Genomic DNA, 22,600 nt, shown 5'->3' with positions numbered 1-22,600 from the left:
TTATCATGAAGCATCTATTATTTATAAGCGCCCTTATTCTATTAGTAAACCTGACTAGTCAGGCTCAGAAAATTGAATTTAAAAAGGTTAGTGCTAAAAAATTTCAATCTCTAATTTTAGAAGATAACAATCATGTATTAATCGATGTCAGTACCACAAATGATCAGCTAGACAATCATATACCAGGTGCTATATTTGCAGAAACATCTGAAAAACTTTTTTCAATTCTGGACACAACACCAATTACTCATCCTATTTTGATTTATTGCAAATACGGAAAACGAAGTCAAAGAGCAGGATGGCTAATAAAAGAAAAATACCCACATCAGGTATATAGCCTAAAAGGTGGTATTTCTGAATGGAATGAAAAGATATTTGGCATAAACAACTCCACCATAAATAACACCTCAAATTATTAATTACTCCCGATTAAGCCATCGATAAAAAGACATCGAATTAACCAGGCTGTTTACCGATTATAAAGCTCCTTTTACCTAAAAGGAAACTTAGACGCACAAAAAAGTTTCTACATTTATCATGTTCTAATAAACTTATTCTAAAAGGTATAGTATAACTATATACTTATTGAATTAAATCGTTTAATGAAATGCAGGAAACTTTTAACACATATATAGTTTCCTGAGTTTATTTTATAAGCTATATTTGCAAAATGGAAAACCTAAAACAAAAGATATTAGAATATGCCTGCGAAATGTTTTTTGACTGCGGGACTCGCAGCATTTCAATGGATGACATTGCAAAGAAACTTGCTATTTCTAAGAAGACATTATATCAATACTATTCAAATAAACAAGATCTTATAGATCAAGCATTAAACTGGGAATTAGCCCATCCAAAATTTTCGTTTGTATCCCCAAAATTTGAAGGTCTTAATGCCGTTGAACGGTATTGGGAATTTTATCAGTTTATTTCAGAAATGATAAAAAAGCCTCACCACTCCCTTGAATTTGATTTAAAAAAATACCATCCTGAACTGTGGAATAAATTCAAAAATGGTAAAATGAGACTCTTTGATGAAGAATTGAAACTCAATATTAAACAAGGAATTAAGGAAGGTTTATATCGTCAGGAACTGAATGTTAATATTATTTCCAGTTTATTGGTTCGCTTCTATTTAAACATGTGGAACGAGGAATATGATGTTTTTAGTAAAGAAGAATTAATGAGTGAAGAATTAAATAGAGAACTCACGATATACCACTTACACGGTATTTGTAGTGTAAAAGGTATTGAGTATTTGAAGAAAATATCTGAAAAATAAATAAGCATTAAAAAAATAATAAATCACCACAGAATAATGAAACAACAAATGAAGAATATCCTACAAATTGCGAGCATCGTTTTGTTGGTATTTTCAAGTTGGAGCCTGAAAGCCCAAACTGAGAATCTCACAAAATTTAGTTTGCAGGAAGCCCAAAACTATGCTTTAGAAAATTCCTTTATGGTTAAGGGAAGCGATTACGATTTAAAAGTGGCTAAGAAAAAAGTATGGGAAGCCATTTCGACTGGTTTACCTCAAGTTAAAGCTAGCGCTGACTACACAAAAAATCTGGATATTGCAGTAAGTTTATTACCTGCTGAATTTTTTGGAGGCGTAGCTGGTGAATATGCACCTGTGAAGTTCGGACAAACCTATGCCAGTTCTGCTACAATTAATGTTGATCAGAAAATTTTTGATGGCTCCTATATTGTAGGTCTTGGAGCTGCTAAAATTTTTGTTCAGCTATCGCAAAACACCAAAATAAAATCTGAGATTGATGTTAAGGATCTTGTAGCTCAAGCTTATTATAATGTATTAGTGGCTAGAGAAAATTACAAAACAATTGAAGAGAATGTAGCCATCACTAAGAAAACCCATTTTGAAACTAAAGCTTATTACGAAAATGGTTTCCGTGAAGAGTTAGATGTCGATCAGGTGATGCTAATGCTTAAGCGTTCTGAAAATCAATTATCAGATGCTAAAAGAACTATTTCAAATGCGCTTATCATGTTAAAATTTACCATGGGGTATGATATCGAAAATGAGATTGAACTCAAAAATGACTTAGAAGCTTTCATCAATCCACTATTAATTTCTAAAACAGAATCAACTGAATTAGATCTTGAAAATCATATCGACTATAGGATTGTAAGCACTCAGCTTAAAGCTCAAAAATTAATCATTAGAAATGAACAATCGGGTTATCTTCCTAATCTTTCAGCATTTTACAGCTATGGTAAAAATACAAGTACTGAAGCCTCTAATGTTTATAAAAGCAGTGTGCCATGGTTTAAATCATCAATGATTGGTTTAAAAATGAGTATGCCAATTTTCACTGGTTTTAATCGTCGTTCTAAAATTAAACAAGAGAAAATCAACTATAAGAAAATTGAAGATCTTAAATACAATACAGAACAAAGTCTTAAAAAGGATTTGAGCATTTCGTATAACTCATTGGTGAATGCTAAAGATAATTACGAAAACGACCTGGAAGGTTTGGAAATTGCTAAACGAATTTACGACAGAACCCTAATAAAGTTTAACGAAGGTGTTTCAACAAGTACGGAGCTTTCTAATAATGAACAACAGTATTTGGATTCTCATTCGGCTTATATTAGCTCAACACTTCAGTTATTAAATACAAAAGTTGCATTCGATAAAGCTTTGGGAAAATTATAAGTTTCCAAACTTTAATATCTAACAATCAATTTACACTTATAAAAAATCAGAATCCATCCATATTCAATTTTGAAAACTGATTTTAAAATACTAAACGATGAAAAAATTTATTATAGCAGGTCTTATTCCTTTATTGTTTGCATGTTCTGCCAAAAATGCAGACGAAAATGCAGATAAAACTGAAAAGCTAAAAGAATACAAAACTGAATTGAAGGATTTGAAAGAAAAGATTTCGAAACTTGAATCTGAAGTTAAGAAAGGATCTAAGAAAGAAATTGCTCTAAATGTAAATATTGAAAAATTGAATGTTTCAAAGTTTGAACATTTCATTCAAATTACTGGAAATGTAGAAGCTGATAAAAACATTACCATTCAACCAGAAGCATCAGGTAATATTATTTCTATTGATGTAAAAGAAGGACAGTATGTGAAACGAGGTGATATCATTGCTCAGCTTAATTTCACTACTCTTCAAAATGATATAGATGAATTAAAAGCTCAATTGGCTTTAAGCAAAACTCTATTTGACAGACAAGAGCGTTTATGGAACCAGAAAATTGGTTCTGAGGTGGAGTTCTTAACTGCAAAATCGAATTTAGTGGCTCAAAAAAGCAGATTAAATTCTTTAGAGGCTCAAAAGGATTTAGCTATTGTTCGTGCTCCATTTGCTGGCATTATCGATGAAATACACCAGAAAGAAGGCGAAATGGCTGGTCCTTCTACCCCACTAGCACAATTGGTGAATATCAATCGCATTTACGTTGAAGGTGATGTTTCTGAAACTTACCTGACTTCTATTAAAGCGGGTGGTATTGCTCAATTAGATTTTCCTGCTATTAATTATCAGGCAGAAGCACCTATTTATCGTACATCGAATGTAATCGATCCTGCAAATAGAAGCTTTAAAGTTCGTGTGAACTTGAGAAATCCTGGTCAAGTTATTAAACCAAATCTTATCTCAATTATTAAAATTCGCGATTTTGTTCAAAATGAGGCTTTAGTTGTTCCTTCTATCATTATCAAAAAGGATTTTAAAGGAAACTACCTATATATTGCTGAAAAGAAGGATAACAAAATGTTGGCAACAAAGGTTTACGTAGGTGTTTCTAAAACTTACAATAATTCATCAATGATTGAATCAGGACTTAAGTTGGGTGATTTAATTATTACTGAGGGTGCTTCACAAGTTGTAAACGGTACACTTATCAACATTAAATAATAAGCACATTTAGAATTTCATCCCGATTCAATCGGATTTCAATAATAATAAGATGAACGATAATATTAAAAATAAATCTGCCGAAACTGAACAAAGGCAGTTTAAACCTACGTTCGCAGCTTTAAAGAACAAAAATTCCATTTTTATTCTGACTGCGCTTTTATGTGTGTATGGCTTATTTTCATATATAGGAATGCCAAGGGAATTATTTCCCGAAGTCGTTATTCCAAGCATTTCTATTTCTACTCCTTATCCAGGTAATTCACCTGTCGATATTGAAAATTTGGTAACAAGACCTATCGAGAAAGAACTTAAATCTTTAAAAAATGTCAAAAAATTATCTTCTGCTTCCTATGAAGATATGAGTATGATTGTAGTTGAGTTTAATACAGATATAGAAGTTAAACAAGCTTTACAAGACACAAAAGATAAAGTTGATAAAGCATTAAGTGAACTACCTGATGATTTGCCAAACAATCCTATTGTAGCGGATATCGATTTCGCCGACTTCCCTATTTTGAACGTTAATCTATCTGGAGATTATGGTTTAGATGATTTAAAACATTTTGCAGAAGAACTGCAGGATAAATTTGAATCATTACCAGAAGTTTCAGAAGCTGATATTAAAGGTATAGATGAGCGTGAAATTAAAATCAACGCTGATTTGCATAAGATGGAAGCCAATGGTATTGCTTTTAAAGATATAGAAACAGCTATAGGTGACGAAAATGTGACCATGAGTGCTGGTACTTTAATTACCGATAATACACGTAGAAGTATTCGTACATCAGCCGATTATACTTCAATGGAGCAGATTGAGAATACCATTGTAAAAGTCACAAACAATAAGGTTGTTTACCTTAAAGATGTTGCTGAAGTTGAAGATGGGTATGAAGAACTTTCTTCTATTTCTCGTTTGAATAACAACCCGGTTGTATCTCTTTCATTAACTAAAAAATCAGGAGAAAATCTTCTTGCAGCTACCGATCAAATTTATAAAATTATAGCTGAGCTTAAGGATACAGGATTTTTACCAAAAGGTTTAACGGTTACTGTAACCAACGATACTTCAGAAGATGTTCGTGGTATGATTAGCGATTTGGAGAATTCTATTATAATGGGTATGATTTTGGTTATTCTTATTCTATATCTATTTATGGGATTAAGAAATGCTTTATTCTCTGGTTTAGCTATTCCTATGTCAATGTTTATTTCTATGATTATTCTAAATCAAATGGGATATACAATTAATCAGATGGTTCTTTTTTCTCTGATTCTTGCCTTGGGTATGCTAGTAGATAATGCCATTGTCGTCGTCGAGAATGTTTATCGACTCCACGAAGAAGGCCTCTCTCCTCTCGAAGCAACAAAAAAAGGAGTGAGTGAGATTGCTGGTCCTATTATTTCATCTACAGCAACAACTGTTGCAGCCTTTTTCCCTCTATTAATGTGGGGTGGTATTATGGGTGAGTTTATGAAATATCTACCTATTACGCTGATTATTGTTTTAACATCATCACTATTTGTTGCTCTTATTCTGAATCCAGTCTTTACAGCAACTTTTGTTAAGATAGATAATATCAAAGCAAAATTGAAATACAAGAGAGTCATTACAATTGCTTCTATTATTATCGCAATTTCAATACCTTTCTATATTGCAGGAGCTTATTTCGTTGCAAATATTTTAGCTTTTATAGTACTTATCATGCTATTTAATTTATTAGCATTAAGACCTTTTGCACGGTGGTTCCAATTAAAAATGTTGGTAACACTTGAAAATGTATACGAGAATAGTTTACGATTTGCTCTTAAAAGCTATCGTCCACTAATTTTCTTTTTTGCCACATTCGTATTGATGATTGGATCAATTTCTTTCTATTTTGGAAGTGACCCAATTGTTGTCTTTTTCCCAGATAACAATCCAAAATCAGTATATGTGACTATGGAATTACCTTTGGGGACCGATATTCATAAAACTGATAAAGTTTCAGAAAGGGTAGAAAAAATTGTCAAGAAAACACTTGAACCCTATCAGGATATTATCCGCTCTGTAGCAACCAATGTTGGATCAGGAAAAGGAGGTATGTTTGAATCTAGTAGAGCTGCAAACAAATCGTTAACAACTATTTCTTTTGTAGAATTTAAAGATAGACAAGGACATAGTACTTCTGAAATTATGAAACTCGTTTCGAAAAATCTTAAAGGCTTTGTTGGGGCTAAAATATTTGTAGAGAAAGATGAAAGTGGGCCTCCAGTAGGACATCCAATTAACTTAGAAGTTTCTGGTGATGATTTTGAGAAGTTATTAACGATTTCAAATGATATAAAACAAATACTTGATGCTGATAAAATTCCAGGTATTGAGGAGTTAAAATTAGATTTGGATCAAGGAAAACCTGAAATGTTGATCAATATCGATAGAGATAAGGTTCGTCGATTTGGTTTATCTACCAGTCAAGTTGCAAGTGCACTTCGTAATTCACTTTATGGTTTAGAGGTTTCTAAATTTAAGGATGGTGAAGATGAATATGACATTATGCTACGCTTAAGCGATAAATATCGTTATGATGTTCCAGCTTTAATGAATCAAAAGATTTCTATGATGAGTCCGGTGAATAATAAATTTATTCAGATTCCTATTTCATCAGTTGCATCATATAAGTATGGATCAACATACGAACGAATCAATCGTATCGAAAACAAACGTGTTGTAACTATTTATTCAAATGTTGTTGAAGGTTTTAATGCTAATATTATTAATACGCGTATTAGAGAGGTAATGGCTGATTATAATATGCCTAAATCTTATTCATTTAAATTAACAGGCGAACAAGAAGAACAAGATGAAACATCAGCTTTCTTAGCAGAGGCTCTAATGATTGCTTTAGCTTTGATTACATTAATCTTAGTAACTCAATTTAACTCAGCTGTTAAGCCGTTAATCATCATGATTACTGTTCTATTTAGTACCATTGGTGTTTTCCTTGGACTAGGTACTTTCCAAATGCCATTTGTTGTGTTAATGACAGGTATTGGTATTATATCGCTAGCAGGTATTGTGGTAAACAATGGTATTGTTCTGGTCGATTACATCGATTTACTTAGAAAAGAGAAAAAAGCAAATACTGACTTAGAAGGTAGAAGACACCTGACTCCACAACAAGAAATTGATTGTATTGCAAAGGCAGGTAAAACGCGTTTACGTCCTGTATTGCTTACAGCTATTACAACAGTATTAGGTTTATTACCTCTTGCAGTTGGAATGAACTTTAATTTCCTAACACTATTTAGCGAGTTCGATCCAAATCTTTCTTTTGGTAGTGATAGTACAGCATTCTGGGGACCAATGTCCTGGACCGTTATTTTCGGTTTAACCGTTTCCACTTTCCTTACACTGATTATTGCACCTGTGATGTTTAGAATTTCAACTCAGGTTGAACACAGACTTTATAGATTTGCTGAAAAGAGACAAAAATAAAAGCAAATAAAGTAAAAGAAATGCCCCAAACTCAATTGAGTTTGGGGCATTTTATATTCTAATAGATTAGTAAATATAATATTAACACTTCTGGTAACATTTAACCCAATCAATTTCCATAACTGAATTGATATCCGAGTTAGGATTAGTTACGCCAGAACTTAGAATAAGATACATTGGCTCGTGAGGTATATTTTCAGTTTGAGTGTAAACAACTACATCGTTAATTTTCCAAATCAATTTATTGGGAGCCCACTCTAAAGAATAAATAAAAAAATCATTTGTCCAATCAAGACCTTTTATTTTTGCTTGATTAACCAGAGGCTTCTCTTCACTTCCTGTAATCTGCCCTGTAAATAATTTCCCACAGCTACTAGTTCTTGCAATATCGATATGTGGCAAGCTTGTATCGGAAAGCATCCAGAATGCATGCATCACATTTTTAATATCACTTACTTTAATTTTAGCCTCAAACAAACCATATTTTTGTCTGAAAGATTTTCCAGTGCTAATTAAGGCTGAAGTATAATCAAATTCTCTAGGTACAAAACCAATTTTTGCATCCCATACTTTACCTTGAGCTTTTTCTTTACGTGTTTCAAGTCTAGCTACTGAATCTGATATTTTAATGTTTTTTTCAGAAAAGATATGGGCATCGCTTGGTAAAGCATAATCATCGTTCATTAATACATCACCCCAATAATAACGAGTCATCCACTTTTCCTTATCAAGCTCAGTACCTTCAAAATCTTCTGAAAAAGTTAATTCCCATTCTTCAACAAGATGAAAATCGTTCTTTTTTTTGAATTGAAAATATTTTTTGAAAGATTCCGATTCATTTAATTCTTTATAAGTAATTAATCTATTGAAAGCCTCAGATTTTTCGAATCGCTTTTTATCTAACAAGAAATTCTTTTCTGATACAAATTCTTCAGAAGCTAATTCAATTTTTAGATCTTCAATTTCTTGCAATAAATTTGAAGCCAAAACCTCAAGATATATTTTATACTTGCTTGAGTGTTTAAATTTAAAATAAGATTTAATTTCTGATGATTTTTTTAAATTCTTATAAAGTAACCAAGTTTCTTTATCCTCTTTTTTGGTCAATTTTCCAGAATTAACATCAGCTTGTAATTCCAAATATCTCACAAGATCTTCAGATTCTTTCATTTTATCGAAAGATGAAAGCTCAGATCCTGCTTGAACAGATGAATAAATTCTATAGCGTTTCGATTTTAAAATTCGCTTTAGTTCTTTTTCCTTCCTTTCAAGATCGCTTCCTTTAAAGGTTTTAGCTTCGATTTGCTTTCTATTTTGCTTAAAATCTTCAGAATTTACTTCTTTTTCAAGTTCAATATAATCCTGAAGTTCTTCTGATTGTTCAAAAGCAATAAATTCTTCGTGATTGTTCAAAAGCTTATTTTTTCTTTCTTCAAGTAATGAAGTATTTGCTGCTTTTCGAAGTTTATATGAAAGGAATAAAGCCATATTTTATGCTATTTGATGTTAAGTATGAACTCCGAATTTAATCATTTCTACTAAATTCTACCTTTTATGGTCAGGAGTTTATTTTTGGGGAAAAAGAATAAACTAACTTAAATACAATTTTAGTTTATTCCTAATATGTAGATAATGAGTAATAATGGAAATGGTTTGATATATTTAACTATCAAATTAAAGAATTTATTGCTTAACAAAGTTAAAAGTAATACTACCTATTTGCTTGATTGGGCTTTTATTATCGGCATTAAATCGAGAACGATAAGCAGCATCCATAGCAGCCTCATATAAATTTTCATCTCTAGTGTCAGATTCTTTTTCAAGAACCTTTGCTTTTATCACCTTACCCTGGCGATTTACTGTAATCTCGACCCGAACACGACCAGATTCTTCGCATTTAAAAACTGGAATGGGTAGAATTAACTTATGACGATCTTTCAAGCTATAGAAAACACTACTTGGACCAGAATATTCCATATTTTTCAAAGAGTCAGTTTTTAATTGCATTTTCCGCTCTTTAGCCAAATTAGCACTATCTCGTTTAAAAGCTTCCAACTCTTTTTTACTTAGACCATAATCATTGGATTCATAACCATCCAACTCTTGCTTGATATCGTCAATCATTTTATCAAGATCCTGAGTGGTTCGTTCTTTCCTATTCTCCGTTTTTAAATCCTGATTAACGGCTATCGATTTTAATAGCTCATCCACACTGTTCGAAACTTTTTCTTTTTGTTTCTCTACAATTTCTTCCTCAACTCGTTTATTTTCCTCTTCTATTTGCTCAACAATATCGTCAGGAATAGCTAAAATAATTTCAGTTTCAACAAAACGCATGGGTGAATTGAGCTTAAACAATAGCAAAAGAATAAGTAACACCATATGAAAAGCCAAAGTTCCCATTAATCCATAACGATTACGATTTAAGTAATCCTTCAACTCGGCCCAAGCACTCAGATTGGTGCTGTGTTCATTTTCTTTATGTAATTCCGACTTAGTCACCAATTCTATTGATTCTTATTAAGATTTATAATCAAACAAAGCTATCAAGATTAGTTGAAATAGACAATTTTGATGAAAGTGATATTAAATCTCTTTATAAGAGGCTAGAAAGTAAACATTAGTTCTTTAAAACTAGCTAATATGATAATGAAACATAGCTTAATAACAAGTTTATCAAAGGACTAATAAAAAATCTATTTTTTTTTATTAAGTATATTCTTGTTAAATTATAGCTGGTAATAAGCCTTTAAATACAATAAAAGGTTTGAATATTATATATATGCCTCCTAAAACACGCTATAAAAACTGGAACGCGCTCAACTTTTATTTGAGAAGTACTTGGTGGGATTTTCTAAATCTATTTTTCCCACTAAACTGTGCAGCTTGTGGCAATTATTTATTTAAGGGTGAAAGGGTTATTTGTACATCTTGCCTGTTCCAATTACCTAAAACAAACTTCCATTTTCAGAAAGAAAATCCCATATCCGAAATTTTCATTGGTCGTGTTAAAATTGATAATGCAACCGCATTTTTCACTTTTAATAAAGGTAGTAAATATCAAAAACTCATACACAAACTAAAATACAATAGGCAAGCTGAAATTGGTATTGAACTAGGTAGGCATTTTGGAAATACCTTAATGAATTCAAGTGAGTACAGAGATATTGATATCATCATACCTGTCCCACTCCATCCCAAAAAGCAAAAAGCAAGAACCTACAACCAATCTGAAATGATAGCTAAAGGTATGGCTGAGGTTATGGATTCTAAATTACTTGTTGATGTACTAGTAAGAAACATCCACTCTGAATCGCAAACTAAAAAAGATAAAATTGATAGATGGCTTAATGTGAAAAATGTGTTTGCTTTAAAATCGACGGAACAATTAAAATCTAAACATGTTTTATTGGTAGATGATGTGGTCACAACTGGTGCAACTCTCGAAGCATGCGCCCAAAGATTGTTAGAAGTGGATCAAATTAAAGTTAGCATTGCGTGTCTGGCTCAAGCTTGATTTAATTTTTTCACATGAAAAAGCCTAATTTATTTTTAGTCTTTGTATAAATTAGGCTTTTCAACTATTTCTTAAGGGAAATCTACTCGTTATCTACAAATTTATAACCGACTCCTTTTATCGTTTTTATCAAATTATCACCCAATTTTTCTCTTAATTTTCGAATATGAACATCAATAGTTCGATCTCCTACTATGATATTTTCTCCCCAAACACCATTATAAATTTCCTCACGAGTAAAAACTCTTTGCGGACGAGATGATAATAATAACAACAATTCAAATTCTTTTCGAGGTAAAGAAAGTTCCTCTTCACCTTTTAATACTAAATATCGTTCCTTGTCAATTACAATTGATCCAACTCTAATTAATGAATTTTCTCTAGAATCTCCATTATCTTTTGTTCTATTGGCACGTTTCAACATAGCCTTAACTCGAGAAATTAAAACTTTTGGTTTTATTGGTTTACTAATATAATCATCAGCTCCGGCATCAAATCCTGCAATTTGAGAATAATCCTCACTCCTAGCTGTAAGAAATGCAATAAGCACATCAGAAAATTCAGGCATTTCTCTCAACTTATCACATGTTTCAATACCATCCATCTCAGGCATCATTACATCTAGAATAATTAGATGGGGCTGAAACTTTTTAGCAACTTCAATACCTTCTATCCCATTATTAGCTATTTCAACCAAGAATCCTTCTTTCTTTAAATTATAGCTTAAGAATTCTAAAATGTCTGATTCATCATCGACAAGTAAAATTTTATAATCATTATTTTCCATATCAATTATTTTAGATGCTTAAGTATTTGTTGCCTTATTTAATGTGAACGAAAAACTGGTGCCTTCACCATAAGTACTACTCACATTTATACTTTGCTCATGAGCATCTATTATATGCTTGACAATTGCCAAACCTAAACCAGATCCACCCATATTTCTTGATCTACTCTTATCCACTCGATAAAATCGCTCAAATATTCTTGGAAGGTTATCCTTCTCTATACCAATACCATTATCTCTAAATTCAATCAATAATTTATCGTCCATATCCATCACTTCAATATGAGTTTTTCCACCTTGCTTCCCATACTTTATTGAATTAACAAGAAGGTTAACCATGGCTTGAAAAATTTCTTTTTTATCTGCTACTACATATTTAGGAATAGAATTTGATTGAGGAAATACAACTTTAATTTTATGCTTATGTGCACGCATTTCTTGCATTTCAACAACCTCAGTTATCGATTCAATAATATTAAACTTCTCAGTTATTAATTTTAATTCACCATATTCAAGTTTTGAAATAGATTCTAAATCTTTAACGATACCGATCATTCTATTAATACTTTTCTCAGTTCGTTCAAGATAAGCTCTATTAATACTTTCATCTTCTAAACCACCATCGAGTAGTGTTAATACATAACCTTGAATATTAAAAATTGGTGTTTTTAATTCATGAGATACATTACCAATAAACTCTTTTCGGTATTCTTCCTGACGTTTCATTTGCATCACCAATGATCCACGTCCTTCACTCCACTCTCTAACTTCTTTTTCAGCTTCAGCAAGAATATCGGTCGTCATGACTTTATCAACAAACTCTCTATCAATGAACTGGGTATCATGAATAGTTTTATAAAGCATTCTAATTTTCGAATACAAAAATCGACGAACGAGATAACGCGATATCACAAACATGAAACTACTAAGTAGAATCAAACTAGTAAAAAGAACAAAGGCCTTATCTTCTATATAGGTGTAAAGCAAAAATTCAGTCAAAACGATAATCGCACTGGAAAGTGTCATTAAGAAATTGACTTTTTTGGAAGATATAATTTGCATAAATGAGTCTTAAATCAGATTTTTATCAATATAAAATAAAGATAATGTTAAGAATTGTTTCTTTCACAAATATTCAAATTAATAAGTAATCAATTGCATTTGTAATATTAAGTAATGGTTAAGATTATATTATTAATATATCCAAAATTACTGGCTGGCAAACTCAATCTAAGTTAATGCTTATTTCAAATATTTATGTTATTCTTTTTTCACATTATTTTCAATAATATTTTTGTTGAAATATCATAAAAAAAAAAGAGTCATAATCAGATTTACTGATTAGACTCCTTTAAAATATTGTAAGATATTAGCTCTGTATAAGTTTAATTAGTTTCTCTAACTAAGCACTCTTTTTAAACGAAATCTCTTTTATATTAACTAGTAAATCAAGGACAATTGAAACAATTAAAAGATTGAATTTTTGTTCTGATTCAAAAATGAAACTCAAACAAGCTACAGCCATAAATATCAAACTTCCAGTCTTTAATATTTCTAACCATTGGGCATTTTTTAGTTTTTTTAAATCTAAATTTATAACTCGATAAAAAATATTTAGAACTAATCCTAAACCTAGAAAAATGATACCATAAGCGTCATCTTGCAATATGAAAAGAGCACCAACAATAATTAAAATAGTTGCCAATGTGTAAAGGATAGAACGTATTTTAGTCATTAAAATGTTTTTATATTATGTATTATTAATTTACAGATTTAATTTAAAAAAGTGTATTAGGATCCTCGAAACGATTTTTACCCAAATGTGAATAGGCAAGAGCTGTAACTTCACGTCCACGAGGGGTTCGTTTAATGAAACCTTCTTTAATTAAAAAGGGCTCATAAACTTCTTCAATAGTCCCACTATCCTCACTTACCGCAGTAGCAATCGTAGAAATACCTACCGGTCCACCTTTAAATTTATCGATGATCGTTGTTAAGATTCTATTATCCATTTCATCCAGACCGTGCTTATCAATATTTAAAGCTTCTAGTGAATAGCGAGTAATTTCTAAATCGATGGACCCATTTCCTTTCACTTGTGCAAAATCTCGTACTCGACGAAGTAGTGCATTTACGATTCTAGGTGTTCCTCTACTTCTAGAAGCAATTTCTCCAGCAGCCTCATGTGATATTTCAACATCAAGAATTTTAGCAGATCGTTTTACGATTTTAGTCAAGATAGACATATCGTAATACTCTAGATGTGAATTGATACCGAATCGAGCACGAAGAGGTGAGGTTAACAAACCGGAACGGGTCGTAGCTCCAATCAAAGTAAATGGATTTAATTCCAATTGAATTGAACGTGCTGCAGGCCCTTTATCGATCACAATATCTATTCTGAAGTCCTCCATAGCAGAATACAAATATTCTTCGACTATGGGGCTTAAACGATGTATCTCGTCGATGAAAAGAACATCATTCTCGTCGAGGTTGGTTAAAAGTCCTGCTAAATCTCCTGGTTTATCCAAAACGGGTCCAGAAGTGATTTTAATGCCGACTCCCAATTCATTTGCAAGAATATTCGATAGGGTCGTTTTACCTAAACCCGGAGGTCCATGAAGTAAAACATGATCCAAAGCTTCTTCACGCATTTTAGCTGCTTTCACAAAAATATCAAGATTTTCAACAATCTTTTGTTGTCCACTAAAGTCTTCAAAACGTAAGGGTCTTAATTGCTGATCGATTTCAATCTCCTTATCCTTAATGTCTTGATTTCTTATGTCGAGATTATCATCCATTTCCTAAGTGTTATATAAAAGCAGTTTTTAATAGCTAGCAAACTGTAAATTGCAAAGCACAAAAATAGTCTCATTTGTTCGATATAAATTCACAAATGAGATAAAAAGTATCACTAATATTGATTTATAGATTAAAACTTTCCAGGATCTCAAAAAGTTTCTCTACTTCAAAAGGTTTTGACATATGAGAACTCATGCCACAATCTTTACATTTATTTACAGTCGCAGTAATCACATCGGCAGTAAGTGCAATAATTGGAATATCTTTTCCTTTTTCAAGTTTTCTTATGAGCTTAGTTGCTTCTAAACCATCCATCTCGGGCATCATCACATCCATCAAGATAAAATCGAATTCGCCTTGTTTGAATTCTTCAATAGCTTCAATACCGTTATTGGCAGTTATAATTTCGTAACCGAATCGTTTTAAACTAAACTTCACAACAATTTGATTCAGTTTGTTGTCTTCCACCAATAGCAATCTAAAATTTCTATTTTCCCAGCTCATTCTTTAGTTCAGTTTTAGAATAGTATTATGCAAGATACTAAATTCGTCAATATAAATTATTTTCTCAATTTAGTTTCAAGTCAAATATAGCTGATTTTTAGAAAGCTTTTTTGTTTAATATTTTTTCATTTTAACTGAAATCTCATTTTTTCAAGTTTTACTCTTATCCACCATTTTAATTCCCTTATCAACACTTATTATATTATTATCTTTTCTTTCAATTTCTCTAAAATATATAATGATTATAATATCCTGTTGATAATGTTGGTAATTGAAAACATCTTTTATTGGATTTTAAGAGCAAATAAGTCTAATAACAGGCTATTAACATGGGGTGTTAATATAGGGGTTGTGTATTAGAGTTGATTATGGGTGTTATGAACAATCTGTTAATAACGTGTTTTACTGAAAAGAATTTAATGATTTGATATTAACAGACTGTTGATAAACTGTTAGAAGATCTGATTTCATTACTTAAAACTAAAATTGGTTGGGTGGGATATTTTTTTCATACAAAATGCTTAATCAAATATCCAAAGAATTGTTTCGAATATTTAATAAGAAAAAATCAACAGTATGTTAACTAAATGTGAACAAAACTGTTGATTTCTTCAAAAACTGTTGTAAACACTTGCTTATTAGAATCATATGTAATCTATTGCATGAAAAAATAAAAACGATACTCAATGTTCTCTATAAACTTTAATACTAACCATATTCTAGAGTATAATTCTAATAAGGTTTATGGATACTTATACTTTTTTAAAATAAAAAGGTTGCGTTTTTCTCTAAGTTTTTTTAATTTTTTCGATTTATAATTTTAATATTTAGCTCTTTTTCAGACCAAAAAAAGCAGCTGCATTTTATATGCAGCTGCTTAAAAGTTCATTTAGAATTTAGCTTCTAATGATACATCTCTGTATAAAGAAATCGCTTGATATTTCGTTTTGGTGTTTTTTCAAATTCTTCAGGAAAAAGAATAATTCTTGATACGTTCATAAAAGCGGGGAGATCCTTATTCAAAATTTTTCTATCCGATTCGAAAGCTTCCTGAATTTCTTCTTTGGTTAAACCTTCTGCATCGCAAACTTCATAATCTGGATAAACCAGAGCAATTAATTTGTGATCCTTATCATCGGTGATAATTGACTCTTGTATAAAAGGTAAATTATTTAATCTCGATTCTATTTCTTCAGGATAGATGTTTTGTCCCGATGGACCCAAAAGCATGTTTTTACTTCGGCCTTTGATATAAATGACATCATCCTGATCAACGATACCTAAATCGCCTGTTTTGAACCAGCCATCTTTTGTTAAAGCCTCGACTGTGGCTTCTGTATTTTTGTAATAACCTGTCATTACATTGTCGCCCTTAACTTGTATTTCACCAACGATATTTAAGGGGTCTTTTGAATCTATTCGTACTTGCATTCTATCGACTACATGACCACATGAATGAGGACGGAATTTACCACTAGGACTATAACTAATCAATGGACCACATTCTGTCATTCCATAGCCAATGGAAAATGGAAAATCTATTTTTTTAAGAAAATCTTCAACTTCTTTACTTAAGGCAGCTCCACCTATAACAACTTCGATAAATTGGCCACCAAAGGTTTCGATAAGTGAATTTCTAATTTTTTTATAAACCTTCTTTTCCAGTATAGGAACTTTTAGCATCAACTTTACACGACGACTTTCTAAAGCAGGTAAAATACGTTTCTTATAAATTTTTTCCATGATTAATGGCACCAAACAAATAAGTCGAGGCTGAACCTCCTGAAAAGCTTTAGTTATAAGTTGTGGGGTAGGAACTCGTGATAGAAAAACCACATGACAACCGCAGCAAAATTCTGTAAGGAATTCAAACATACAACCAAAAACATGTGCCAATGGCAGAAATGAAACCACCTTGTCTTGTGGTCTCAAATCGATGTGATCAAAACCAATTTGCACATTGGAATGTAAACAACGATAGTCTAGCATTACACCTTTCGAAAAACCCGATGTACCCGATGTGTAAGATAAAACAGCGATTGCATTTTCTTTAGGATCAGCATACTCTAATTGATCTTTATCTAATGCTTTCTGACTAGATTTTTTATGAGTATTTTCTACAGCTTTCTCTAATTTATCACAAGAGGTACAGAGTACTGAAAAATCGTTTAAAGAGAGTATTCCTTTTATCCTTTTGATCTTAGAATCATCAATTTTATTAAAAATATTTTCAGTAGCAAAAAGTAGGCTTGCTTCAGAATGATTAATGATATGATGAATATCTCCGGAGTTAAAATCTGGGAGAATAGGAACTATGGTCGCACCATAAGTAACTGTGGCCAGATATGTAACTGCCCAATTGTTTAGATTACGACCAATAAGTGCAATTTTATCCCCTTTTTTTATCCCTATCTCTTTATAGAGAATATGAAGCCATTGTATGTGTTGAGCAACTTCTTTAAAACTCAGACTATCTTTTTGATAGTTGGTAAAGGCTGTAGACTCCCAGTTATTTTGAATACTTTCCTTTATGGAATGGATTAACTTGTTTTGAATCATAGGTTTAATGTGTTATTCTTAGTCTCTAAAGATAGTAATCTGATTAAAAAATCAAGGTTTCCACAGATTCAATTTTACGAATAATGGAATTAGATTCATTAAATCAATCATTTAGGTATTTTTTCCTTTTAGTGATATTTATCTTTAATATTGATTTATCTATTTTTAAATCTGTCTTATTCAAACAAGCTTTTTATGATTTAATTCTATGTAACTAAGCTTAATTGAATGCATTTTTATATTTTTGTAGCCTTGTTATCGGTTTTGTTATAAAAGCTGATATATATTATCTCATTAAGTCAGAATAAAAATGGAACAGAAAAGAATTAAGATCAAAGATCTGTTAGTTTCGAAAGAGTACGGCAGTGAAGTAAATGTTAAAGGATGGGTAAGAACCAAGCGTGGTAATAAGCAAATTAATTTTGTTGCTTTAAATGATGGTTCTACTATTAATAATATTCAGATCGTTGTTGATGTTCCTAATTTTAATGAGGACTTGTTGAAGAAGATTACAACGGGTGCTGCTATTTCGGTTAACGGTAAGTTAATCGAATCAAAAGGGAGTGGACAATCGGTAGAACTTGAAGCAACTGAAATTGAAGTTTTAGGTGTTGCCGATCCAGAAAAATTCCCATTACAACCTAAAAAGCACTCTTTAGAATTCTTAAGAGAGAAAGCTCATTTACGTTTCCGTACCAACACTTTTAGTGCTGTTTTCCGTATTCGTCATGCCATGGCTTTTGCAGTGCACGAGTTTTTCAACAAAAAAGGATTCTTCAACATGCACACCCCACTTATTACAGGGTCTGATGCTGAAGGTGCTGGTGAAATGTTTAGAGTTTCAACTTTAGATCCTAAAAATCCACCTTTAAACGAGGATGGAACAATTAATTATAAAGAAGATTTCTTCGGAAAAGAGACTAACCTTACTGTTTCTGGTCAGCTAGAAGGTGAGCTTGGTGCGATGGCTTTGGGTGAGATTTACACCTTTGGTCCAACTTTCCGTGCAGAGAATTCAAATACAACTCGTCACCTTGCTGAGTTCTGGATGATTGAGCCTGAAATGGCTTTCTACGATCTGAAAGACAATATGGATTTAGCTGAGGAGTTTTTGAAGTATATGATTAAATATGCTTTGGATAACTGCATGAGCGACTTGGAATTTTTAAGCAAGCGCCTACAGGAAGAAGAAAAAGGTAAGAAAGCTGTAGATCAGTCGATGGAATTGATCGAGAAGTTGAGATTTGTATTAGAGAACGATTTTGTTCGCTTGACTTATACTGAGGCTATCGATATTCTACGTAACTGTAAGCCAAACAAGAAAAAGAAATTCCAGTATGTGATTGATGGTTGGGGAGCAGATCTTCAGTCGGAGCACGAAAGATACTTGGTTGAGAAGGAATTCAAAAAGCCAGTTATTCTGATTGACTATCCTAAAGAAATTAAATCGTTCTACATGAAACAGAATGATGATGGAAAGACCGTTGGAGCTATGGATATCCTATTCCCAGGTATTGGCGAAATTGTTGGAGGATCTCAGCGTGAGGAAGATTTAGATAAATTGACTACTCGTATGAAAGAAATGGGAGTTCCAACTGAAGATTTGGAATGGTATTTAGATACACGTCGTTTTGGATCTGCAACTCACTCTGGTTTTGGACTTGGTTTTGAGCGTATGATGCTGTTTGTTACCGGTATGGGTAATATTCGCGACGTGATTCCTTTCCCACGTACACCTAATAATGCTGAATTTTAATTTTTCAGACCAAAATACAATATCAAGTCGATTCTTAATTGAATCGACTTTTTTTGTGTTTAAACTTTTCTGCTAAAAGACTTTTTATTCCCTCTTTCTGCATGTATATTTACCTTTATTTAATTTATTTATCGTTTGTGGTTTGATATTTGTTATCACAAGCTAAAATTTATAACTATCATATAGTTTGACTAACAGTTAAGTACATATATGCTGAAGCAGAGCCTACAACAAAAATTATTACAGAAGTTATCACCTCAACAAATTCAGGTGATTAAACTTCTCGAGCTTCCTACTCTGCAGCTTGAAGAAAGAATTAAAAAAGAGTTGGAAGAAAATCCTGTTCTTGATGAAGGTGAAGAAACCGTTGATGATGATTATCAGGAAGAGGAAGTAAAAGATAAAGACCAGGACGAATTTTCATTGGAAGACTATATGGATGATGATGATACGCCTTCTTATAGATTGGCTGCTCAAAATTATTCTAAGGATGATAAACATGAGGATATTCCTTTCTCGGGAGGAACTACTTTTTATGAGCAATTAATTACTCAATTGGGCTTAAGGATTCTCACACCAGAAAAGGCAGCATTGGCTGAATATCTGATTGGTAATATTGATGAAGATGGTTACCTGCGTCGTGATATTGATAGTATTGTTGATGATTTAGCATTCTCTACAGGTATAAATACCACATTTGAAGAATTGGTGGAGTTGCTACATGTTATTCAAGATTTTGATCCTGCAGGTATTGGTGCTCGTGATTTACAGGAATGCTTGTTGCTTCAGATTAAACGAAAGGGGTCTCATAACCCAGATGTGAAAATTGCTCATCAGATTCTAAAAAAATATTTCGATGAATTTACTCGCAAACATTATGAGAAAATTCAGAAACGTTTGAATTTAAATGATGAAGATTTTAAGTGTGCCGTAGACGAGATTTTAAAGCTAAATCCTAAACCAGGAGGGGCCTTCGTAAATCCAATGTCTAAGCCATCGCCAACCATTATTCCTGATTTCATTCTTGATGAACAAGATGGTGAATTAAATTTAAGCTTAAATTCTCGTAATGTTCCTGATTTACATATTAGCCGATCTTATGCCGATATGATTAATGATTATTCTAAGAATAAGGATAATCAATCGAAAGAGCAGAAAGATGCTGTTATGTTTGTCAAACAAAAGCTGGATTCGGCTAAGTGGTTTATAGATGCCATTCGTCAACGTCAAAATACGCTCATGTTAAGCATGAAGGCGATTATTGATTTTCAACACGGCTATTTTTTAGAGGGTGATGAAAAGAAATTGAGACCCATGATTTTAAAAGATATATCAGAGCTAACCTCTTTGGATATCTCAACAATTTCTCGTGTTTCTAATTCAAAATACATTCAAACTCATTTTGGTATTTTTTCATTAAAATATTTCTTTTCTGAAGGTCTACAGACCGATACAGGAGAAGAAGTTTCTACACGTGAAATTAAGAATATCCTTAAAGAATGTGTTGATAATGAAGATAAGAAAAAACCACTTACCGATGATAAATTGGCTGCAATTCTGAAAGAAAAATCCTATGTTATTGCTCGAAGAACAGTAGCTAAATATCGCGAACAATTGAATATTCCTGTTGCTCGATTAAGAAAAGAACTCTAAAAAAATCAATTGAATTCCATGAATTATTCCAGAATAGTATCGGGGCTTGCTCACCCTATGTTAATGCCCTTATATGCCATATATTTAATTTTTCATTCCAATACTTTTCTCGATTTTACACCATTCACATTGGTAAAGGCAATATATATGATTGTATTTATTACAACCATATTACTACCTGTAAGTTGTTTGCCTCTGTTAAAATCGTATTCTCTTATTAGCAGCTATAGTTTGACTGAGCGTAAGGATAGAATGATTCCTTTAGCTTTAGCAATTATATCCTATAGTTTGGGATTTTATCTTTTGATGAAGTTACCGGGAACTAATATATTTGCACGTTTACAGCTTGCTGGTATCATTAGTTTGGTGTTATTGTTAATAATCTCTTACTGGTGGAAGATAAGCCTGCATATGGCTGGAATTGGTGGTTTATGTGCTTTAATCTTTACATTCTCCATCCGTTTTTCGACTTCACTACGAACTATGTTTATGATGGCTATTTTGGCTGCTGGTCTTTTAGCTTTTTCCCGCTTGAAATTGGAGGTACACAAGCCAACTCAAATTTATGTGGGTTTCCTATTGGGATTCACTGTAGTTTGTGGAACATTTTTGTTCAAATAGAACTCTAATCATGATAGATTAAAGCATAAAAAAAAGAGCTCATGTGAGCTCTTTTTTTATTCTTTTAAAATCCACAAATCTGGTTTGTGATTTAGTTTCTTTAGTCTTTTTAATTCCCTAACCGCAATCTTTTTATTAGCGAATGATTGGATGACAACTCGGTATTTACCATTTGTTTCTATTACTCGACAAGGGTAACCCTTTTTATAAAGTTGCTGGCTCAAATTTAGAGCCGTATTTTTTCTCTTACTACTCCCTCCTACGATATGGTAGTTAAATAAAGCCCTATTTTCAAGAATTTGAGTTAGCGAGAACTTTTTTGAGAATTGTTGACTTTCGGCCGATGGAGCTTTAGGTATTTTTCTATCTGCCGTAAGCTCAATAATATTAGTTCCATCAAGCTTTGTCAGTTCTTTATTACTGCAAGCTGATAGGATTAATACAAGTGAAATTAAGCTGTATTTATACGACTTCATAGAATCAAATATAGTTAATGCTTTATATGCAACCAAACGTCTTTTCGTTCTTCAGTAGAACGTGCCATTTTAAGTTCTTTAAAAGCTTCTTTTTTGTTTGAAAATCCTTTATATGAAACACGATGAAAATTATTTTTTGAAAAAATAATTTGTGAATCATAGCCTTCTTTTTGAAGCTTTGATTTCATCTTTTTAGCATTGGATTGCTTCTTGAAACTCGCAGTGATTAAGAAATATTTATTAATCGCTTTTTTTACAACAGCTTTGGGAACTTCTTTCTCTATTTTTTTCTTAACAGGTTTGGCCTTTACAATCTTCTTAGTTGTTTTAGGATTCTTAAGAGTTTTCTTTTCTTCCTTACAGGCACTCATTCCAATAGCAAAACTAAGGCATGTAATAAATAGAATTTTATATCTTGTATTCATATGGGTGCAAATTTAATATAATGCGAATCAAATTACTAACAAATATAATAGATTTCGATAAACAGCAATGGTATAATAATCTTTATTTAACTTTAGATTTCCTGTTTTTATGCAGATTCTAAT

19 protein-coding genes are annotated in these 22,600 nt (G+C 32.0%); 9 read left to right on the top strand and 10 right to left on the bottom strand.

What is annotated here, in order from left to right:
* Window positions 1-5 precede the first annotated feature (5 nt).
* From ACXR6G_RS05515 to ACXR6G_RS05495, 5 genes are all read left to right on the top strand, one after another.
* A complete protein-coding gene (locus ACXR6G_RS05515) occupies window positions 6-419 on the top strand; it encodes a rhodanese-like domain-containing protein (RefSeq protein WP_458360403.1) in 414 nt (137 codons plus the stop codon).
* Between the two features lie 251 nt (window positions 420-670).
* Window positions 671-1,282 (top strand): TetR/AcrR family transcriptional regulator, encoded by a 612-nt coding sequence (locus ACXR6G_RS05510; protein WP_458360402.1) that lies wholly within the window; start codon window positions 671-673, stop codon window positions 1,280-1,282.
* Between the two features lie 48 nt (window positions 1,283-1,330).
* On the top strand, window positions 1,331-2,680 hold the full coding sequence (locus tag ACXR6G_RS05505) for a TolC family protein (RefSeq protein WP_458360401.1): 1,350 nt from the start codon (window positions 1,331-1,333) through the stop codon (window positions 2,678-2,680).
* A gap of 97 nt (window positions 2,681-2,777) precedes the next feature.
* Window positions 2,778-3,899: an efflux RND transporter periplasmic adaptor subunit gene (locus ACXR6G_RS05500; protein WP_458360400.1), complete on the top strand. Its 1,122-nt coding sequence runs from the start codon at window positions 2,778-2,780 to the stop codon at window positions 3,897-3,899.
* Window positions 3,900-3,951: 52 nt separating this feature from the next.
* On the top strand, window positions 3,952-7,377 hold the full coding sequence (locus ACXR6G_RS05495) for an efflux RND transporter permease subunit (RefSeq protein ID WP_458360399.1): 3,426 nt from the start codon (window positions 3,952-3,954) through the stop codon (window positions 7,375-7,377).
* An 81-nt stretch (window positions 7,378-7,458) separates the two neighbouring features.
* Here ACXR6G_RS05495 and ACXR6G_RS05490 read toward each other — a convergent pair whose 3' ends face one another.
* Together ACXR6G_RS05490 and ACXR6G_RS05485 are read right to left on the bottom strand one after the other, a co-directional pair.
* Window positions 7,459-8,865 carry a glycoside hydrolase family 16 protein gene (locus ACXR6G_RS05490; RefSeq protein WP_458360398.1) on the bottom strand — a complete coding sequence of 469 codons (1,407 nt, stop codon included), beginning with the start codon at window positions 8,863-8,865 and terminating at the stop codon, window positions 7,459-7,461.
* Window positions 8,866-9,060: 195 nt separating this feature from the next.
* The gene (locus ACXR6G_RS05485) at window positions 9,061-9,879 is read right to left on the bottom strand and encodes a TonB family protein (protein ID WP_458360397.1); all 819 of its coding nucleotides are present in this window, start codon (window positions 9,877-9,879) and stop codon (window positions 9,061-9,063) included.
* A 280-nt stretch (window positions 9,880-10,159) separates the two neighbouring features.
* On the opposite strand from ACXR6G_RS05485, the gene ACXR6G_RS05480 reads away from it, so the two are divergent.
* Window positions 10,160-10,894, top strand: coding sequence for a ComF family protein (locus ACXR6G_RS05480; RefSeq protein ID WP_458360396.1), 735 nt, complete (start codon window positions 10,160-10,162; stop codon window positions 10,892-10,894).
* A gap of 82 nt (window positions 10,895-10,976) precedes the next feature.
* On the opposite strand, the gene ACXR6G_RS05475 is transcribed toward ACXR6G_RS05480, so the two are convergent.
* From ACXR6G_RS05475 to ACXR6G_RS05450, 6 genes are all read right to left on the bottom strand, one after another.
* Complete coding sequence (locus ACXR6G_RS05475; protein WP_458360395.1) at window positions 10,977-11,681, bottom strand: response regulator transcription factor; 705 nt, start codon at window positions 11,679-11,681, stop codon at window positions 10,977-10,979.
* An 18-nt stretch (window positions 11,682-11,699) separates the two neighbouring features.
* The gene (locus ACXR6G_RS05470) at window positions 11,700-12,743 is read right to left on the bottom strand and encodes a sensor histidine kinase (RefSeq protein WP_458360394.1); all 1,044 of its coding nucleotides are present in this window, start codon (window positions 12,741-12,743) and stop codon (window positions 11,700-11,702) included.
* 340 nt (window positions 12,744-13,083) lie between these two features.
* On the bottom strand, window positions 13,084-13,416 hold the full coding sequence (locus ACXR6G_RS05465) for a hypothetical protein (RefSeq protein ID WP_458360393.1): 333 nt from the start codon (window positions 13,414-13,416) through the stop codon (window positions 13,084-13,086).
* 43 nt (window positions 13,417-13,459) lie between these two features.
* Window positions 13,460-14,482 (bottom strand): Holliday junction branch migration DNA helicase RuvB, encoded by a 1,023-nt coding sequence (ruvB, locus tag ACXR6G_RS05460; protein WP_458360392.1) that lies wholly within the window; start codon window positions 14,480-14,482, stop codon window positions 13,460-13,462.
* Between the two features lie 124 nt (window positions 14,483-14,606).
* Window positions 14,607-14,987 carry a response regulator gene (locus ACXR6G_RS05455; RefSeq protein ID WP_458360391.1) on the bottom strand — a complete coding sequence of 127 codons (381 nt, stop codon included), beginning with the start codon at window positions 14,985-14,987 and terminating at the stop codon, window positions 14,607-14,609.
* Window positions 14,988-15,890: 903 nt separating this feature from the next.
* Entirely contained in the window at window positions 15,891-17,546 is a 1,656-nt protein-coding gene (locus tag ACXR6G_RS05450) for an AMP-binding protein (protein ID WP_458360390.1), read from the bottom strand.
* A 310-nt stretch (window positions 17,547-17,856) separates the two neighbouring features.
* Between ACXR6G_RS05450 and asnS the strand changes: the two genes are divergently transcribed.
* The 3 genes from asnS (at window position 17,857) to ACXR6G_RS05435 (ending at window position 21,576) form a co-directional block, all read left to right on the top strand.
* Window positions 17,857-19,302, top strand: a complete 1,446-nt coding sequence (gene asnS / locus ACXR6G_RS05445) for an asparagine--tRNA ligase (protein WP_458360389.1) — start codon at window positions 17,857-17,859, stop codon at window positions 19,300-19,302.
* A 210-nt stretch (window positions 19,303-19,512) separates the two neighbouring features.
* Window positions 19,513-20,955, top strand: coding sequence for an RNA polymerase factor sigma-54 (gene rpoN, locus ACXR6G_RS05440; protein WP_458360388.1), 1,443 nt, complete (start codon window positions 19,513-19,515; stop codon window positions 20,953-20,955).
* Between the two features lie 18 nt (window positions 20,956-20,973).
* Window positions 20,974-21,576 carry a hypothetical protein gene (locus ACXR6G_RS05435; protein WP_458360387.1) on the top strand — a complete coding sequence of 201 codons (603 nt, stop codon included), beginning with the start codon at window positions 20,974-20,976 and terminating at the stop codon, window positions 21,574-21,576.
* Window positions 21,577-21,632: 56 nt separating this feature from the next.
* Here ACXR6G_RS05435 and ACXR6G_RS05430 read toward each other — a convergent pair whose 3' ends face one another.
* Both ACXR6G_RS05430 and ACXR6G_RS05425 read right to left on the bottom strand, forming a co-directional pair.
* Window positions 21,633-22,052 (bottom strand): SPOR domain-containing protein, encoded by a 420-nt coding sequence (locus tag ACXR6G_RS05430; RefSeq protein ID WP_458360386.1) that lies wholly within the window; start codon window positions 22,050-22,052, stop codon window positions 21,633-21,635.
* Window positions 22,053-22,066: 14 nt separating this feature from the next.
* The gene (locus tag ACXR6G_RS05425) at window positions 22,067-22,477 is read right to left on the bottom strand and encodes an SPOR domain-containing protein (RefSeq protein WP_458360385.1); all 411 of its coding nucleotides are present in this window, start codon (window positions 22,475-22,477) and stop codon (window positions 22,067-22,069) included.
* Window positions 22,478-22,600 lie beyond the last annotated feature (123 nt).

This window comes from Ancylomarina sp. YFZ004, assembly GCF_054254355.1.
Note: the sequence above shows the minus strand (reverse complement) of the source record. Positions and strands in the feature narration are given on the sequence as shown.

Coding starts and splice junctions, on each gene's coding strand:
- ACXR6G_RS05515 (WP_458360403.1), top strand. CDS start 6: ATGAAGCATCTATTATTTATAAGCGCCCTTATTCTATTAGTAAACCTG.
- ACXR6G_RS05510 (WP_458360402.1), top strand. CDS start 671: ATGGAAAACCTAAAACAAAAGATATTAGAATATGCCTGCGAAATGTTT.
- ACXR6G_RS05505 (WP_458360401.1), top strand. CDS start 1,331: ATGAAGAATATCCTACAAATTGCGAGCATCGTTTTGTTGGTATTTTCA.
- ACXR6G_RS05500 (WP_458360400.1), top strand. CDS start 2,778: ATGAAAAAATTTATTATAGCAGGTCTTATTCCTTTATTGTTTGCATGT.
- ACXR6G_RS05495 (WP_458360399.1), top strand. CDS start 3,952: ATGAACGATAATATTAAAAATAAATCTGCCGAAACTGAACAAAGGCAG.
- ACXR6G_RS05490 (WP_458360398.1), bottom strand. CDS start 8,865: ATGGCTTTATTCCTTTCATATAAACTTCGAAAAGCAGCAAATACTTCA.
- ACXR6G_RS05480 (WP_458360396.1), top strand. CDS start 10,160: ATGCCTCCTAAAACACGCTATAAAAACTGGAACGCGCTCAACTTTTAT.
- ACXR6G_RS05475 (WP_458360395.1), bottom strand. CDS start 11,681: ATGGAAAATAATGATTATAAAATTTTACTTGTCGATGATGAATCAGAC.
- ACXR6G_RS05470 (WP_458360394.1), bottom strand. CDS start 12,743: ATGCAAATTATATCTTCCAAAAAAGTCAATTTCTTAATGACACTTTCC.
- ACXR6G_RS05465 (WP_458360393.1), bottom strand. CDS start 13,416: ATGACTAAAATACGTTCTATCCTTTACACATTGGCAACTATTTTAATT.
- ruvB (WP_458360392.1), bottom strand. CDS start 14,482: ATGGATGATAATCTCGACATAAGAAATCAAGACATTAAGGATAAGGAG.
- ACXR6G_RS05455 (WP_458360391.1), bottom strand. CDS start 14,987: ATGAGCTGGGAAAATAGAAATTTTAGATTGCTATTGGTGGAAGACAAC.
- ACXR6G_RS05450 (WP_458360390.1), bottom strand. CDS start 17,546: ATGATTCAAAACAAGTTAATCCATTCCATAAAGGAAAGTATTCAAAAT.
- asnS (WP_458360389.1), top strand. CDS start 17,857: ATGGAACAGAAAAGAATTAAGATCAAAGATCTGTTAGTTTCGAAAGAG.
- rpoN (WP_458360388.1), top strand. CDS start 19,513: ATGCTGAAGCAGAGCCTACAACAAAAATTATTACAGAAGTTATCACCT.
- ACXR6G_RS05435 (WP_458360387.1), top strand. CDS start 20,974: ATGAATTATTCCAGAATAGTATCGGGGCTTGCTCACCCTATGTTAATG.
- ACXR6G_RS05430 (WP_458360386.1), bottom strand. CDS start 22,052: ATGAAGTCGTATAAATACAGCTTAATTTCACTTGTATTAATCCTATCA.
- ACXR6G_RS05425 (WP_458360385.1), bottom strand. CDS start 22,477: ATGAATACAAGATATAAAATTCTATTTATTACATGCCTTAGTTTTGCT.